Raw genomic sequence first — 15,387 nt, forward strand, 5'->3', positions numbered from 1 at the left:
CTTGGGGCATGCGCAACATCGATCTCGATCAGATCTGGCCTTTTCCGCAGCGGCGCTTCAACGCTCCGCACGCCAGCATGACGAGCGACGATAGCCGCTACACGCGCGACGTTTACGATCAGCTGGCACAGTTCGATCACCCGGTAAAATCGGCAAGCGATGAGATCGACGGATCCGATGGCGGGCCTTACGTCTTCACATTCGGCGAAGCAGATGCCGAGGCTCTATGCGCCGCGTGCGAGGCTAGTCTGCCCCCTCCGCAAAGTGCGCATGTCGTGGCAGCTGCAGCACCAATTGCGAGGGTTCAGCGCGCAGTACAGTCTGACCCAGGCCAGCACGCCGTGCGCCCGCCGCCGCCGCCGCTCAGCCAGATGTCAGCATCGCCATCGCTGAGAGTTTCAACAGCGGCCCAGGAAACAGAAAAGCCTGCCACCGTCGAGAACAAGGCCGCCCCAATCCTTGCGACGGTCAAGGAACCGGAGACTGCCCGGCCACGTGCGCGTCGGGATTGGACGCCGCTCGTCTGGGGCGGATTGGGTTTCATCGCAGGAATGCTGGCGTGGCATGTGGTCGGCTTCTGGTCGTTCATGTCGAATGTTGTGCTTCATCCGAATGACGCTCGCTCCGCCCGCGTTGCGCGCGGGAACAGAACAGCTGTGGCCCCGGTTAACGTGCAAAAGGCAACCGAACCCAGCGTGCAGACCGTCACAGTAACGGCTTCGACCACTGCCGCCCCGATTGCGGTTGCTGCCGTTTTCAAAACAACTGGGCGTGTTTCCGGTGAAGCCGCGCCAGCGCTGACGGAAACTGCTGCAGCAGATCCATGCGTAACGTTGACATTGAACCGCACCTCCGGTGGAACGTCACCCGGGCAGTGCGGTGAACGGTCCGACGCGTTGATGCGAGACGCGGGCTATAACCAACGAGCAGACAAACTCGCTCTGAAGCCCCGCCTACAAGACGCGGCGATCTGGACAGGCGGAACCGCTGTTGCGACGACGCAGGGGCAGAAAGCCGACAAACAGGCCGAAGAACCAGCCATCGACTATGGCACGCTCAATCCGGCCGATTTGAACCTGAAAATGGATTGATCCGGACTCTCACGCTCCGCTTCGCGCGTCCTATAGGAAATCTTGCTTTGGCATTCTCAGGCGCTGCCCATCATGAGATGAGCTGAAAAACCTCAAGCTGCTTTACGGATGCGCTCGCTGCGCCATGAGGCTGGCGCACGGGCCACAGCGCCGATGGCAGCGGGCACATTGTTGATTTTGTCGAGCATCGAAGGATCCAGGCTCCATCCGCACGCCAAGCGCAAGACTTGTTCTTGCGTCGGATGGAGAATGATTGCCGCTCCAGCATCGCCTTTGCGCTCGCGGATGCCGCGCACCTCGTACAATTTCAATCCCAGAGCGCGCTCTTGAGGCGACTGGCGTCCACGGTCCCAAATTACGCCCTCCTCGCCCACAGCAAAAGCGCGCACGATGCGGCCGCGCTCGATGCGTGCCCAGGCATAGAAGTCGACGTCCGGAAACGCTGCAAAGTACTGTACATCGCGAAACCGCTCTCCCAGCTGCTGCAGCAACGGCGTCAGCTTGTCGACGAATGCCCTACCCGCGGGCAGCGGTAACGGTACACCCGCGACAAACGTCCAACCATTGACCGAAGGCGACAGGAAGATGTGGTCGTCCGACAGGGACGCATCATAGATGGTTCCAACTCCCGCATCCCAGTTGGCGGCAACCAGGACTTCAAGCTCCAGTGTTTCGGCCACCCCTTCGAAGTCGTCCGTCCGCACGGCGATCCATGCCATGGCCGGTCCAAACGGCTTTGGCGCATCGGGATCGGCCGAAAGAACGACTTTGCGCGGCGGCCGCAACGATGGCAGCACGACATAGACGATGGCCGCCACCGTCAGACTTATCATTCCGAAAATGAGTACGATGGGAGCCAACACGGGTACCCGTCCTTTGCCGATTCGCATCTGCGCTCAATATCCAGCGACAGAGCCATTTCCTGCAAGACGCCACAGCAGTGGGAATGGGGAAAATTCACTGCAGTTGACAAAGAAGGCGCACAGACCGGCCTTGCGCCGTTCGATCCTGTTGACTTCGAGCGGCGTAACGCCTCTCAGTTTCCCGACCCCTCACTTTGGTTCGGCATATATGTCATCGTCAGACACCACACCCAAGGTTGCGTTGATCACTGGCGCCGCGCGGCGGATCGGCCGGACCATCGCACTCGACCTGGCACAGCATGGCTGGTCTGTGGGCGTGCACTATCGCAAATCGGCCGAGGAAGCCCGCGCATTGGTGAGCCAGATCGAGGCTCTCGGCAGCGGGGTGAAGGCCGCCGCTCTCGCTGCCGATCTCGGAGATGGCGCGGCCGTGGCGCACCTTGTGGAGGCCTGCGCGCACGCGCTAGGACACGCTCCCATCTGCCTGATCAACAACGCGTCCGAATTCATGCTCGACACAATCGAGACGCTGGACCAGGAGACGTGGGACGTCCACCAGAACATCAATCTCAAGGCGCCAGTGTTTTTGGCCCAGGCTATGCTACGCGGCCTCCCCTCTGAGACCGAAGGCAACATCATCAACATCATCGACCAGCGGGTCTGGAAGCTGACGCCGGATTTCTTCTCCTACACAATCTCCAAGGCCGGCCTTTGGACCGCAACCCAAACTCTCGCACAGGCTCTTAGTCCGCGGATTCGGGTCAATGCCATCGGTCCAGGACCCGTCCTGCAGAGCATCCATCAGACGCCGCAGGATTTCGCTGCCGAACAGTGCGCGACGCTGCTCAAGCGTGGCCCCTCGCCGTCGGAAATCGCGGCTGCGGTACGCTTCATCCTGTCCTCGCCGTCAATGACCGGGCAGATGATCGCACTCGATGCAGGCCAACACCTCGCCTGAAATTTTTCGAGGCCAACTCCGTAGCCAGAAAAGATGTATACACCCCGCTCAGCACCCACCTTGATGCCATTGGTGCAGAACGAGATTTTGCGGGCGCAAATGGCGAATGCCTCATGTCCGCCCTGTAACGTTCTCATTGACGCCGCAATGCTCGGCGACCTTGTTCATGCGAGCCACGGGGGCTCAATCAACACTTTGTTAAGGTTAAGCGCCTAAGAACCTTAATTGGTTCTGTATGGCGCCTGTTGAGGGTGTCGCGTAATTATGGGTGAAACCATGATGTGCCGCTATGGGGCGCGTTTTGCGCTCCGTTTGGCGACCGCCGTATCGGCGTTCGCCTGCTCCGCTACGGCTTTTGCCGCTAGTCTTCCCCAGGTCCAGTTGTCGGACGGAAACTCGGTGCCCGCCTGCGCGACACCTGGCCGGCTGACCGCCTTTCTGGAACAACGCAACGGTGCGCTGCCAGAGAAGTTCTCGACCATTGCTGCTGACTACATGCGCATTGGTGAGCAGCTTCATATCCGATGGGACATTGCCTTCTTCCAGATGCTGCTGGAGACAGGCAATCTGAAGTTCACCGGCGACGTTTCCGCCGACCAGAATAATTTCGCTGGTCTTGGCGCTACAGGCCGCAAAGAACACGGCGAAAGCTTCCCTGACGTCGCGACGGGCGTTCAAGCCCATCTAGAACATCTGCTTTTGTATGCCGGAACCCCGGTTGACAACCCGGTGGCCGAACGCACCCGCAAGGTTCGCGAATGGGGCGTTCTCGACTCCTGGCAGAAGAGCGTCAAAGGGCCGATGACCTACACGATGCTCGCAAAGAAATGGGCGCCGTCATCGCGCAACTATTCCCGCGACATCGCGAACGTGGCCGACGCCTTCTATTCGGGCGCGTGTCATGGGGCCGATCCCAAGCCCGAGATGATGGCTCTCGTCCATCCAGAAACGGCAGCTCCGTCAAAGACCGCGGCGGCCGACGATGGGCAGGCACGCAATAGCGTTTCTGGCTCAGAGCTAGCAAAACGCGCAGTAGCAGAGGCCCGCGCCTCAGGATCTTTTGTCCGCTCAAGCCTCGGTGCAAGCTCGCTTACGGCCGAAGAAGCCGCAGCCACGGCTCAGCCGGTCACGGCCGAAGCCAGCGACAAGCCGGCCTTCAAGATCATTAATGGGCAGCAGGAAGAAGCTGCCGAGACGCCCGCTGAAACTGCTGCGGCGCAAGCCGCTCTCGAACAAGCCGCCAACGAGCAGCGCACAAAGGCCGCCCCAAAACAAAAGGTTCTGACGGCAGCACTGGGTGCTGGCACCAAGAACGCGGTTCAGCCTGCAAAATGCCGGGTATGGACCGCGAGCTACGGCGGCGCTCATGCGATGATCATCAAGGCAAGCACGGACGACACGGTAAACTACACCGTGCTCGACGTGAACGAGCAGACCGCCAAGCGTGAAGCGGAAGCTTATATCGCCGCTTACGCAAAGGGCGGGCAGACGGTCGGGGAATTTCCCAACCAGACGCAGGCGCTCGACAAAGCGTTCGAACTCTGCCCCGAGGGCTGATCTTAGAAATTGGCCCTTGAGGGTTCACCGATGAACGCAAGTATGCGCGTCAGACAACGGGCGCAGAGCGTGGCTACGGCCTTCGTCTGCCAACTTCTTCTGACCACGGCCGTCCAAGCCGCTCCACCGATCCGCACCGACACAAACAACCGCGTTCCTGCCTGCGTATCGCCAGAGCGCCTGATGGCTTTTCTGCGAGACCGAAACGAAGAGCTCAATCCGCGCTACGGAGAAATTGCGCGCTGGTACAAATACTACGGCGAAGCCTGGAACGTGCGTTGGGATTACGCCTTCTTCCAGATGCTTCTGGAAACTAATTATCTGAAGTACCGCCGCGGTGACGGCAGGCGTGGCGACGTCCACGAACGGCAGAATAATTTCGCCGGCATCGGCGCGACAGGCGGCGGTGTTGCAGGCGAGCGATTTGCCGACATCAAGACCGGCGTGCACGCCCAGATCCAGCATCTCGTGGCTTACTCTGGCGAGCACGTGCAAGATCCGGTTGCTAAACGCACCAGTGAGAACCAGGACGACATCATCGCCCAGTCGCGAAGATTGCGCCGTGCCGTCACGTTCGGCGATCTCGCGCGCAGGTGGGCCGCGGACCGCGCCTATGCCCGATCCATCGACATCGTCGCCAAGTTGTTCAACGACGGCTACTGCAAAGGCCCCGCAACGGCCGACATGGCGCCGCCACCGGCCCCAAAACCGGTACGCCGATATGAACGGCACGCGGGATTGGTGGGCCCCGCACCCGATCACCTCGGGGGTCCGGAAGAAGTCCTTCCCTGGGCCTCGCGCAGCGTCGCTCAAGAAACGAGCGATAACACCAACACTGCAGACAAGCCACGGCGCGAAACACGTACGCCGCCACCTCAGATAGCTCCCGCTGCCGCCATCAAAGAGACGCCACCAACCCCGGGTCACAACGGGCGCCCCCCCGTGCGCACGCTTTGGACCCGGGAGGATGGCTATGATCCCGCTGACACCAGAGCGCACGCGAGTGAACAGGCTCGCCCGGCTGGCACGCTGGAAAACAGCGACGACAATCCGCAACATGCCTCGGCGGGCGCTTCCGGAGAGGTGCAGCTTCCGCATTTCAGGATTGCGCCGACCGACACGCCCCCCTCGCACTTGGGCGGTCCGGTCGATCCCGTCATCAAAACCGCAAGCGTTCCCGCCCGCATCATGCCAGACTCAGATACGCCGTCTGACGATGCCAGACGGATCACAACCGCCGTTCGCACGGCATCGCTCGGAGAATGCCGGATCCTGAGCGCGAGCTATGGCGGACACAAGACGCTGCTCGTTCAAGCCGACGCGAGCGGAGCCATCCAACTGACCGCACTAACGGTGCTGGACGGGTTCGAAGATACGATGTTGGAGAGCTACGCCAAGGAAAGAGCACCCGGCGCAAAGCTGATTGGGACTTACGCAAGCAGGGACGACGCGCTCACCAAAGCGCGAACCATTTGCCCGTCGGGCTGAGCCGGAATTCACTCCAACACAACGCGCAAAAGAAAAAAGGGCGGCAAACCTAGTTGCCGCCCTTTTTTACTCAACCGTCCTGTGCGCTCATTACGCGCGCTTGAACGAAATATCCTTGTTGTCGATGAAGCCGTAGAATGCGTTCGTCCGATCCGTACCTTCCTTCTGGTAGGCTTCCTTCGCTTTCTGCAGCTTGTCGTCCTTCATGTTCACGCCCTGCTTCGACAGATCGTTGGGATCGAACCCATGGATGTTGCAGATGTTGAGGCCGAAGATCTTACGCTTCACCTCGCTGTCGTCACCACCAAGCTCCTTGAACGCGAACGTCTCGCGCATCTCTTCGGGGATCTCCATCCGGCGCAAGGCTTCGATCTGCCACTGCGGTGAGCCATACCAAACAGAGTCTGTCCCCCAGATCACGTGATCATCGCCCATACCCTTGATGAGCGTACCAAGAAGACCTGCGGCATGCTGGGGATGAGAGATCACGCAATTGGCAAAGCAGCTGCCTAATTCGGCATAGACGTTTGTCACGCCGTATTTGGCCGGGATTTCGGCCAGATCCGAAACCCAGTCGATGCGCCCGGTTTTTTTGAACTTGTCGAGATGATCCTGCGGATAGTCGTTCAGGGGCTTCAGTCCGGAGTGGAAGATAACGAAATTCAGACCCGGCCAGTCCTTCGCGGCCTTGCCCACGTCGTCGACCATGGCGTGCTTCCAGGCGTGGAAGTTATCTGCATAGTCGTTCGGCAGCAGCCCCTTATGAATGCAGAACGTCTTGATGCCCGACTTCACCATTTTTTCGTAAGCTGGATACATCAGCTTTTCATCGTCGAGGCGGTAGGGGAAGTCACTGTTGGAGAGTGGATCACCCACCGTATAGCCCTTCCAGCTGATCGGTTTCTGCTCTGCTGCACAGCGATCCATCTCCTCAAGCCAGCCCGGCGTGTTGGGACGCACGATCGCCTGGCTCCACATGCGGCGCGAGCCGCACAGATCGTCCATCAGGCCTTGCGCGCGGTACATTTCCTTGTTGGTGAGGAACCAGTTGGCTGCATCGTCGGCCGGTGCGCCCGATAGGATGCCGAGTTTGGTATCGCTGTCGAAGTAGACCTCTTTCAAGAAGTTGGCGAACTGAAGCTGCTCGAACTCGGTTTGCTTGTCGCGGAATTTCTCAGGGACCCATTTTTCCATGCCATACTTGCGCAGCGCCTTCAGGCCCTCGAACGAGAAGCCTTCGTAGACGAAGTGCAATTGGTCGTCGAAAATGAATTGATCACGCAGGGCTGCCGCGCGCGCTTCCGCCATGGAGACGTCCGCCGCCTCAGCTCTAGAAGCGCCGAACACGTTGCCGTAGTGCTCATTCATCACCGAGAAGGACAGCGCAAACCCTGCCGCCGAGCGCAAGAACGAGCGGCGTGAGACGTTGTTCTTTTTGGCGAGTTCAGTTGCCTCGGACAAGATGTGGCTCTTGACCTTGCGCTGCACGTCATTCTGCGGCGAAGGATTGAACTCACCGTTCGATAACACCTGCGATGGAACCGGCAAAGAGCTTTCGGCTTCTGCGGTTTCATCGCGTTCCTGCAAACCAAGGTGGTACTTCTCCGTCCGGATCCACAACGACATTGGCGTTTCCCTTTTTCGTTCTGTGGCAATGCGTTGCGACTGCTCAGCGGCCTTCTGAGCAGAAGCCACATCGCATTATGGTTCAACAATCTTGTATCATTACATCCTGCCGGGCAATTGGCTCAACGTATTGGCGTTCGCAGCGGCCGAAACATCGTGCGACGGGATCAATTCCCGCCCGAAGGGCCAAGGTATTTCAGAGCCGCGTTCGACAGCGCGCCGCCAACAACGCACGGAATGCCGACCTCAACCTGCCCTAATGCGCCCGCCGCGACGCAACCGAGTGCAAATACGGTCTGCCCCGCCTGACCCCACCAGTTGAAGTTACGCGTACTTTCAGGGCCCTTCGCCTTAAGTTCGTCGATGGAGGCCAACGCCTCTTTGCGGATCTTTGAAAGCTCCAGAGTTTCGGCTGCTTCAATGACTTCGCCAAGCGGCGCGCGGACCTTCACATCCTGATCCGACGAGATGCCCTTCAAAAGGGAGAGTAACTCCGGATCGCGGGCGGCGTTTTGCGCGAGTGTCCACTTCGCCATGGCGCCGATCGTCAGCTTTTCGACACTATCGCGGTCAAGCGACCAGGCGAGCACCGTCACGATGCGGCGCACCGGCGCTTCTGCGCCCGTGGCAAAGTAATAGCCCCAATTGATGTCGATAGCCGACGAGCTTTCCTCGAATGGCAGGTTTTCCAACGTCGGCTTGCCACCAAACAGGTACTTGTCGATCAGAACCTTACGCGCTGGCATCCGCTCGACAAACTTCTTCATCACTTCCTGCCAATCGGTCAGTCCCGAATAGGCAATCGCTTTGATCAGCAAGACCTGATCCTGCGGATCGAGCGGGAACATCTTGGTAATCAACGCTTCCGCCTTATCCGGATTGGAGCCGATAACGCCTGCTGTAAATCCGATGTAGACGCCGGCCTGATCCATGTCCTTGGTCACGCTGGATTTGATCATGGCCCTAATGGCCTCGGGCAGGCGGTCTGGCTCGGGCTTGAGGCGATAGCCGTTGATCCAAGACAGCAGTTCTTCAGAACCGTTGAACGGTCTTGGCTGCTTTTGCTTCGCCAGCAACGGTCCTGACACCGCCGAAAAGCTCACTGCGAGAGCTATGAGAGCTGCGATCAAACGCATGGCAAGCTCCGGAAATCCGCGCAAAAAACGATATTGGAAAGCTTGGCGGCGACCTCGCACCCCTCCGATGGCCATAATGTGGCGCTGCCGCCCCCTTGCTGTGGCTTGACGGGGTCCGGCAAAGCCCAATATTGGCGCCATGGTCACGCAAGATCCCGCAAATGAAGAAGGCGTCGAGCTTGAATCGACGGAGGCCGAAGATGCCGGCACGCGGGTCATCGCGCGCTATTGGAAGACGTTGCCTGCCTCGCCGGGCGTCTACCGGATGCTCGATGCGCAGGGCGAAGTCATCTATGTCGGCAAAGCCCGCTCGCTAAAAGCGCGCGTGGCCAACTATACGCGCTTGCAAGGCCACACCAATCGCATCGCGCGCATGATCCTGGCGACACATTCGATGGAGTTCGTAACCGTTCGCACGGAAGCGGAAGCGCTACTTCTCGAAGCCAACCTCATCAAGCGCTTCAAGCCACGTTTCAACGTTTTGATGCGGGACGACAAGTCGTTTCCCTATATCCTCATCAGCCGCGACCACCCGGCACCGCAGTTGACGAAACACCGGGGCGCGCGCAATCGCAAAGGCGACTACTTCGGACCGTTTGCCTCCGCTGGCGCCGTCAACCGCGCCATCAACATGCTGCAACGTGCGTTTCTCTTGCGCACCTGCTCCGACAGCTTTTACGAGAACCGCACGCGCCCTTGCCTGCTATTCCAGATCAAACGATGCGCCGCTCCATGCACCAGCGAAATCTCGCTGGAGGACTATCGCAAGCTGACGGACGAAGCTGTACGCTTCTTGCGCGGCGAAAGTCAGAGCGTGCGCGAGATGTACCAGCGCCTGATGACCGAGGCTTCAGACAAACTGGAGTTCGAGGCGGCCGCCAAGTACCGCAACAGATTGTGGGCGTTGGCGCACGTCACAGCAGATCAATCGATCAATCCTGAAGGCGTCGAGGAGGCCGACGTATTCGCAGCCCACCAAGAGGGCGGACAGACCTGCATTCAGGTGTTCTTCTTCCGCACCGGACAGAACTGGGGCAACCGTGCCTACTATCCCAGAGCAGACCGCTCACTCGGTGTGGAAGACGTGCTCGATGCCTTCATCGCGCAGTTCTACGACGACAAGCCGGTGCCGCGGCTCATCCTTCTATCACACGAAATTCCGAACCATGACCTGCTCGCCGAAGCGTTGACGTCAAAGGCAGAGCGCAAAGTTGAAATCCGGGTGCCCTCGCGCGGCACAAAATCCGCTCTTGTGGAACATGCCATCGCCAATGCGCGCGAAGCGTTGGGCCGCAAACTTGCGGAAACGTCTTCGCAGACACGTTTGCTCGAAGGTTTGGCGGAACGCTTCGGGCTGGCAAGCACACCGCGCCGCATTGAGGTGTTCGACAATAGTCACATCTCGGGCACGAATGCAGTTGGCGCGATGATCGTCGCCGGGCCGGAAGGCTTCGTCAAAGGACAATACCGCAAGTTCAACATCAAGTCGGATGCGACCACACCAGGCGACGACTATGCAATGATGCGCGAAGTGCTTGCACGCCGCTTCAAACGACTCACGTCGGATTCAGCTAGCGAAGAAGGTTCGACGCGCGACGTACCGCACACCGAAACTCCGGCGAACGAAGAAGGCGGCTCACGCATCTCCCCTCCGGCACACACCTCGCGCGAAATGAAAAAACTTGCGCTCGGCATGATCCCGCTTGCCGCAAGCGGGCGGATCGCGCGCGATGTTCCGCCTGACACGGTTCTTGATGACGCTTCATCTACCGCAGACGATACGAGTAAAAACTCTGGCGATGATGATATGGCACCGGAAAAAGACATCTTTCCCGACCGCCCCGACGTCGTCTTCGTCGATGGCGGACTTGGCCAATTGTCGATTGCCTGCGAAGTGATGCGCGAACTCGGCATTCACGATATCGCGCTCATCGGAGTGGCAAAGGGGCCCGATCGAGACGCTGGCCGCGAGCATTTTCACATCCCCGGCAAAGACAAATCCTTCATGCTCGAGCCGCGTGATCCGGTCTTGTATTTCGTTCAAAGATTGCGCGACGAAGCCCACCGATTTGCAATTGGCACCCACCGCGCCAAACGCTCGAAAGCTTTGAGCGCCAATCCGCTCGACGAGATCGATGGTATAGGGCCCACGCGCAAACGTGCGCTGCTCAAGCATTTCGGCTCCGCAAAAGCCGTTTCGCGCGCGGGCGTCGAAGACTTGAAAGAGGTTGAGGGCATTTCCTCTGAAATGGCACAGAAAATCTATGATTTCTTCAACGAGCGTCGAAGTTGACGAATATCGTTTCCGGCCGGCACGCGGCATTCTGAAACAGATGCTTCTGGTGGAAATCCGATAACGTTCCCGTGCGGTTAGATAACGTGGGGTGGATTTCCGCGACGCTTTCGCCCTATTTTGGCGCGCATTGCCGGTCCATCAGAGGCTTGGCGATAAATCCCCCGAAACTCGATTACTGGTGCCAATGAACTTCCATCGAAGCAAAGCCTGTTTGACGGCCGCATTGCTTGCGTTCGCAGCTTTCAACGTTGCGTCGAATGCTCGGACGGCAGGGGCCCAGACCGAATGGCAAACTGAGGTCGAACAGCCCAAGGCGCCAGCGGCAGCAAAGCCAACCAGTACGAAAGCAACCACTAAGGCGGCGGAAAGCAAACCGGCGGCTGCGCAGCAAGCGCCCTCCACACAGCCCGCGGCAACACAACAGGCCCCAGCCCAACACACGCCCCAGCAGGCGCCTGCAGCACAAGCCCCCGCGCCTCAGCAGGCACCTGCTGCAGCACAGCCCGCACCGGCTGCGGCTGCTCCGGCTGCGAACGGTGCGGCCCAACAGACCCAGCAACAAGCACCGGCCGCCGTACCCGCGGGTGATGCTGCGGCTCCCGCGGCCGAAGGGGCTGGTGCGCCAGCCCCGGCGCCCGAGACGCAAGCCGAGCCGCCTCAACCGGCAAAACCTGTACCGAAACCGACCCCGTTGCCGCCGGAGGTCGCGACAACGATCGAAAAGACAACCGACGTCATGGATGGTGCGGAGAAGAAGCTCTCCGCAATCAAGGACGTCGATGCCGACCTCGGCCGTTTGCGCAACGATATCGACGGCGTGATTTCTTCGACCACCCGCACAGCCGACAGCTTGCGCCCGCGCCTGGCGGATTTGGAAGGCCAAATCGCCAAACTTGGGCCGGCGCCCGGCAAGGATGATCCGCCTGAAGCACCCACAGCGGCCACAGAGCGCGCCCGCCTTGGCGCTGAAGCCGCCGAGGTTTCCGGGGCGATCAAAACGCTCGAAGTAACCTGGTGGCGCGCACGGCAGGCCATCGACAAGATTACAGACTTGCGGCTTGAGCTGTTCGTCAAGAGCCTCACCCAGCGCATGTCCAGCCCACTGTTTTCGGAACTTTGGGAGGACGTCGTTCGCGACTGGCCATCTGTATCCTGGCGCATCGGCTACAATGGTTCCGACTGGCTGCGAAATGCCGACACCCGCAAAGGCCGTCTGTCCATCGTGCTGGCGGCTGCGGCGTTCACGTATTTATTTTTGAAGTTGCTTGCCGGTTGGCTGACGCGATTCCGTCCGACGCCAGGACACCCCGAATGGACATTCTTCGAACGCGCGGCGGCGGGGTCTTGGATTGCGCCGGTGCGCGCCATGCCCGGCATCCTCACCGCACTTGTCTTGTACTTCGGACTGGACCACATCGGGCTGCTGTATCACCCGACGACGATGCCGACCGCCACCGCACTGCTCTATGCGATACTGATTTTTTCGGCCGTCTCGGCCCTGGTTTCGACAGTCTTTGCGCCCTACTCGCCACAGCGGCGTCTCATACCGTTGTCAGATCGCGCTGCGCGGCGGGTCGGACGACTGCTCAAGATCCTGGCCGCAATCTATTGTCTTGATCTGTTCTTCTCCGAGTTCGCCCAGATCCTGTACTTCCCTCTGTCCTTGAGCGTCGTGCAGTCGCTGATCTCAAGCCTTGCGTTTGCCGCGGTACTCGCGGGATTGCTGCTAACACCCTTCTCGCCGACGGGACATCCGCGCTCGGAGCCTTATCCGCGCAGCTATCCCCGGTGGTTGAAGTTTCCACTTTGGCTTGTCGTGCTTGCAATCGTGGTCGCGTGCCTTACAGGCTACGTCGCGCTTGGCCGCTTCATTGCCCAACAGGTCGTGATGACGGGCATCGTGGCGCTCGTCGGCATCCTGCTATTCTTTGCAATTCGAGCGTTCACACGCGAGGGTACGAAGGGGGGGCACGCTGTCGGATCCATCCTGCACGATGCATTCGGCATGGATGAACCTCGCAGAAGGCAGCTCGCGTGGCTCACTGAAGCGGTTCTTACCTTCATCCTTTTCTTGACGTTGCTTCCCGTCTTGCTGTTGCAGTGGGGATTTGCGGCGGCTGATATTCGCGACTGGCTGAAGGCGGCATTGTTCGGCTTCGAGATCGGCCAGATTCGCATTTCTCTGGTGCGCATCCTCGGCGGTATCTTGCTGTTCATGGCGCTGTTGTTCGTAACGCGCTTGGTTCAGCGCCGCTTGCGCCAGAACGTGCTTGTCGCGCCGCGTATGGATCCAGGCGTTGCGAACTCGGTCGATACCGCTGTCGGATATACCGGCATCGCACTCGCCTCGATCATCGCGGTTTCATATGCAGGCTTCGATATCACCAACCTGGCCATTGTCGCGGGCGCATTGTCGGTCGGCATCGGCTTTGGTCTGCAGTCCATTGTCAACAACTTCGTGTCGGGACTGATCCTGCTCATCGAACGCCCCATTAAGGTCGGCGACTGGGTCGTGGTTGGCACGGAAGAAGGCACGGTGAAGAATATCTCAGTGCGCTCCACCGAGATCGAGACCTTCAATCGCGCCAGCTTAATCGTCCCCAACTCCGAGTTGATCACCGGCAGGGTGATGAACTGGACCCACCGCAGCGCGCTCGGCCGCGTCGTTCTGCGGTTCTCAGCGGGAGCAAACGCCGACCCTCGGACGGTTCTTGCCATCTTGCAGGAGTGCGCGCAGGCTCACCCCGATGTCCTGAGCGAACCGGCGCCAATTGCCGTCTTTGAGGGGTACACCCAGACCGCAACAGAGTACTCGCTGCGGGCGTTTTTGGGCGATATTTCCTCGGGCGTGAGGGTCCAATCCGACCTGCGGGTGGCGGTTTTCGAGGCGCTTCGGGAGCATCAGATCGAAAAGGCTATGCCTTTAGTCACGGCAGTCGTGTCGCCGGGAGTCTAGACCGCTCCGGTAGCATTATCGGTAGCAGCCCATTGACGGATGCTTTGTGGAAGGGTTAGCCACAATCCATGGATCAAGCCGCCCGACGACCAATTGCAACCAGCCTGCCTAACATCCTGACTTACGGAAGGATTGTGGCGGTGCCTGTGCTCGTGGCCTTGATGTTCTTTCCCGATAATGCCACGGCCCGCTGGTCGGCCTTCGGCGTCTTTGTCCTGGCGAGCATCACCGATTGGCTGGATGGCTACTTGGCCCGGATGTGGGAGCAGCAGTCCACGCTCGGCCGTATGCTCGACCCTATCGCCGACAAGCTCTTGGTCGGGGCCGCGCTGCTCATGCTCGTGTATGACCGGACTATCAGCGGCTGGTCGATGTGGGCCGCCGTGATCATCCTTTCACGAGAGATCCTGGTTTCGGGGCTGCGGGAATTCCTGGCAGAGCTCAACGTGAAGATTCACGTTACCCAGCTTGCCAAGTGGAAGACCGCGTTCCAGTTCATCGCCCTCGCCATGCTCCTGGCAGGACCAGCCGCCAGCGTCTACATCAGCAAAGTGACCGAGGTTGGAATGGTGATCTTGTGGATCTCCGCGCTTTTGACCCTGGTTACAGGTTACGATTATCTCAAGGCGGGCATCCGCCACGCAATCGAACGCTAGGACCTCAAATCGTGACTGAACCGACACGTGAAATCACCGTCCGCTACTTTGCCTGGGTACGCGAAAAGACTGGCGTGGGCACGGAGCGTGTCAAGGTTCCCGATCGCGTTGCGACTGTCGCGGACCTGGTTGAACTCTTGCGTTCGCGCGGGCCCGAGTTCGAGGCGGCTTTTGCCCATCCGGCCTCTGTCCGCGCGGCGATAGATCATACGCACGTCAAGCCGCAGGCCTCCATCGCACAAGCCCGCGAAGTCGCATTCTTCCCGCCCGTCACCGGGGGATGACTCCGATGAGCGTGCGCGTGCAGGAAGCGGATTTCGATGTCTCGGCGGAAATCTCCTTGCTGACCGATGGCAACGACAGCATCGGTGCCGTGGCTACGTTCATCGGCAAGGTGCGCGGAGCCAACCATGGAAACCCGCTTCGCGCCATGGTGCTGGAACACTATCCCGGCATGACGGAAGCTGAACTCGGACGTATCGAGATGGAGGCCGTCCAGCGCTTCAAACTTTCTGCCAGTCTCGTCGTCCACCGCGTGGGTGAACTTCACCCCGGCGACAACATTGTTCTCGTAATCACTTGTTCCCCCCATCGGGGCGATGCGCTCGCCGCCTGCGAATTCCTCATGGACTACCTCAAGACCCGAGCCCCATTCTGGAAAAAGGAAATTGGGCCCACCGGAGAGGGGACATGGGTCGATGCGCGCGACAGCGACGATGCGACGGCGCTACGATGGTCGAAGTCCCGTTCCTAACGCATT

At 59.7% G+C, this 15,387-nt stretch carries 12 protein-coding genes; 9 read left to right on the plus strand and 3 right to left on the minus strand.

Translation table 11 applies throughout. The annotated features are described in order from the left end of the window. The first annotated feature begins 8 nt into the window (after positions 1–8). Complete coding sequence (locus R3D51_10350; protein MEZ5899881.1) at positions 9–1,091, plus strand: hypothetical protein; 1,083 nt, start codon at positions 9–11, stop codon at positions 1,089–1,091. A 92-nt stretch (positions 1,092–1,183) separates the two neighbouring features. Here the strand turns inward: R3D51_10350 and R3D51_10355 are convergent, their stop codons facing one another. Beyond that, positions 1,184–1,981, minus strand: a complete 798-nt coding sequence (locus R3D51_10355) for a hypothetical protein (protein ID MEZ5899882.1) — start codon at positions 1,979–1,981, stop codon at positions 1,184–1,186. Between the two features lie 181 nt (positions 1,982–2,162). Here R3D51_10355 and R3D51_10360 point away from each other — a divergent pair, with 181 nt between their 5' ends. From R3D51_10360 to R3D51_10370, 3 genes are all read left to right on the plus strand, one after another. Continuing rightward, positions 2,163–2,912 (plus strand): SDR family oxidoreductase, encoded by a 750-nt coding sequence (locus tag R3D51_10360; protein MEZ5899883.1) that lies wholly within the window; start codon positions 2,163–2,165, stop codon positions 2,910–2,912. Positions 2,913–3,176: 264 nt separating this feature from the next. Then, positions 3,177–4,469: a glucosaminidase domain-containing protein gene (locus tag R3D51_10365; protein ID MEZ5899884.1), complete on the plus strand. Its 1,293-nt coding sequence runs from the start codon at positions 3,177–3,179 to the stop codon at positions 4,467–4,469. A 42-nt stretch (positions 4,470–4,511) separates the two neighbouring features. Further along, complete coding sequence (locus R3D51_10370; protein ID MEZ5899885.1) at positions 4,512–5,957, plus strand: glucosaminidase domain-containing protein; 1,446 nt, start codon at positions 4,512–4,514, stop codon at positions 5,955–5,957. A 90-nt stretch (positions 5,958–6,047) separates the two neighbouring features. On the opposite strand, the gene R3D51_10375 is transcribed toward R3D51_10370, so the two are convergent. Together R3D51_10375 and R3D51_10380 are read right to left on the minus strand one after the other, a co-directional pair. Further along, positions 6,048–7,583 (minus strand): amidohydrolase family protein, encoded by a 1,536-nt coding sequence (locus R3D51_10375; protein MEZ5899886.1) that lies wholly within the window; start codon positions 7,581–7,583, stop codon positions 6,048–6,050. 167 nt (positions 7,584–7,750) lie between these two features. Further along, positions 7,751–8,719: a hypothetical protein gene (locus R3D51_10380; GenBank protein ID MEZ5899887.1), complete on the minus strand. Its 969-nt coding sequence runs from the start codon at positions 8,717–8,719 to the stop codon at positions 7,751–7,753. Between the two features lie 139 nt (positions 8,720–8,858). Between R3D51_10380 and uvrC the strand changes: the two genes are divergently transcribed. The 5 genes from uvrC (at position 8,859) to R3D51_10405 (ending at position 15,381) form a co-directional block, all read left to right on the plus strand. After that, positions 8,859–11,012, plus strand: coding sequence for an excinuclease ABC subunit UvrC (gene uvrC / locus R3D51_10385; GenBank protein ID MEZ5899888.1), 2,154 nt, complete (start codon positions 8,859–8,861; stop codon positions 11,010–11,012). A 187-nt stretch (positions 11,013–11,199) separates the two neighbouring features. Further along, complete coding sequence (locus tag R3D51_10390) at positions 11,200–13,971, plus strand: DUF3772 domain-containing protein (GenBank protein MEZ5899889.1); 2,772 nt, start codon at positions 11,200–11,202, stop codon at positions 13,969–13,971. Between the two features lie 68 nt (positions 13,972–14,039). Then, positions 14,040–14,627, plus strand: coding sequence for a CDP-diacylglycerol--glycerol-3-phosphate 3-phosphatidyltransferase (gene pgsA / locus R3D51_10395; GenBank protein MEZ5899890.1), 588 nt, complete (start codon positions 14,040–14,042; stop codon positions 14,625–14,627). Between the two features lie 32 nt (positions 14,628–14,659). Continuing rightward, positions 14,660–14,911: a molybdopterin converting factor subunit 1 gene (gene moaD, locus R3D51_10400; protein ID MEZ5899891.1), complete on the plus strand. Its 252-nt coding sequence runs from the start codon at positions 14,660–14,662 to the stop codon at positions 14,909–14,911. 5 nt (positions 14,912–14,916) lie between these two features. Beyond that, entirely contained in the window at positions 14,917–15,381 is a 465-nt protein-coding gene (locus R3D51_10405) for a molybdenum cofactor biosynthesis protein MoaE (GenBank protein MEZ5899892.1), read from the plus strand. Positions 15,382–15,387 lie beyond the last annotated feature (6 nt).

The organism is Hyphomicrobiaceae bacterium (genome assembly GCA_041397645.1).
In the GTDB taxonomy this organism is placed as follows: Bacteria; Pseudomonadota; Alphaproteobacteria; order Rhizobiales; family Hyphomicrobiaceae; genus Hyphomicrobium_B.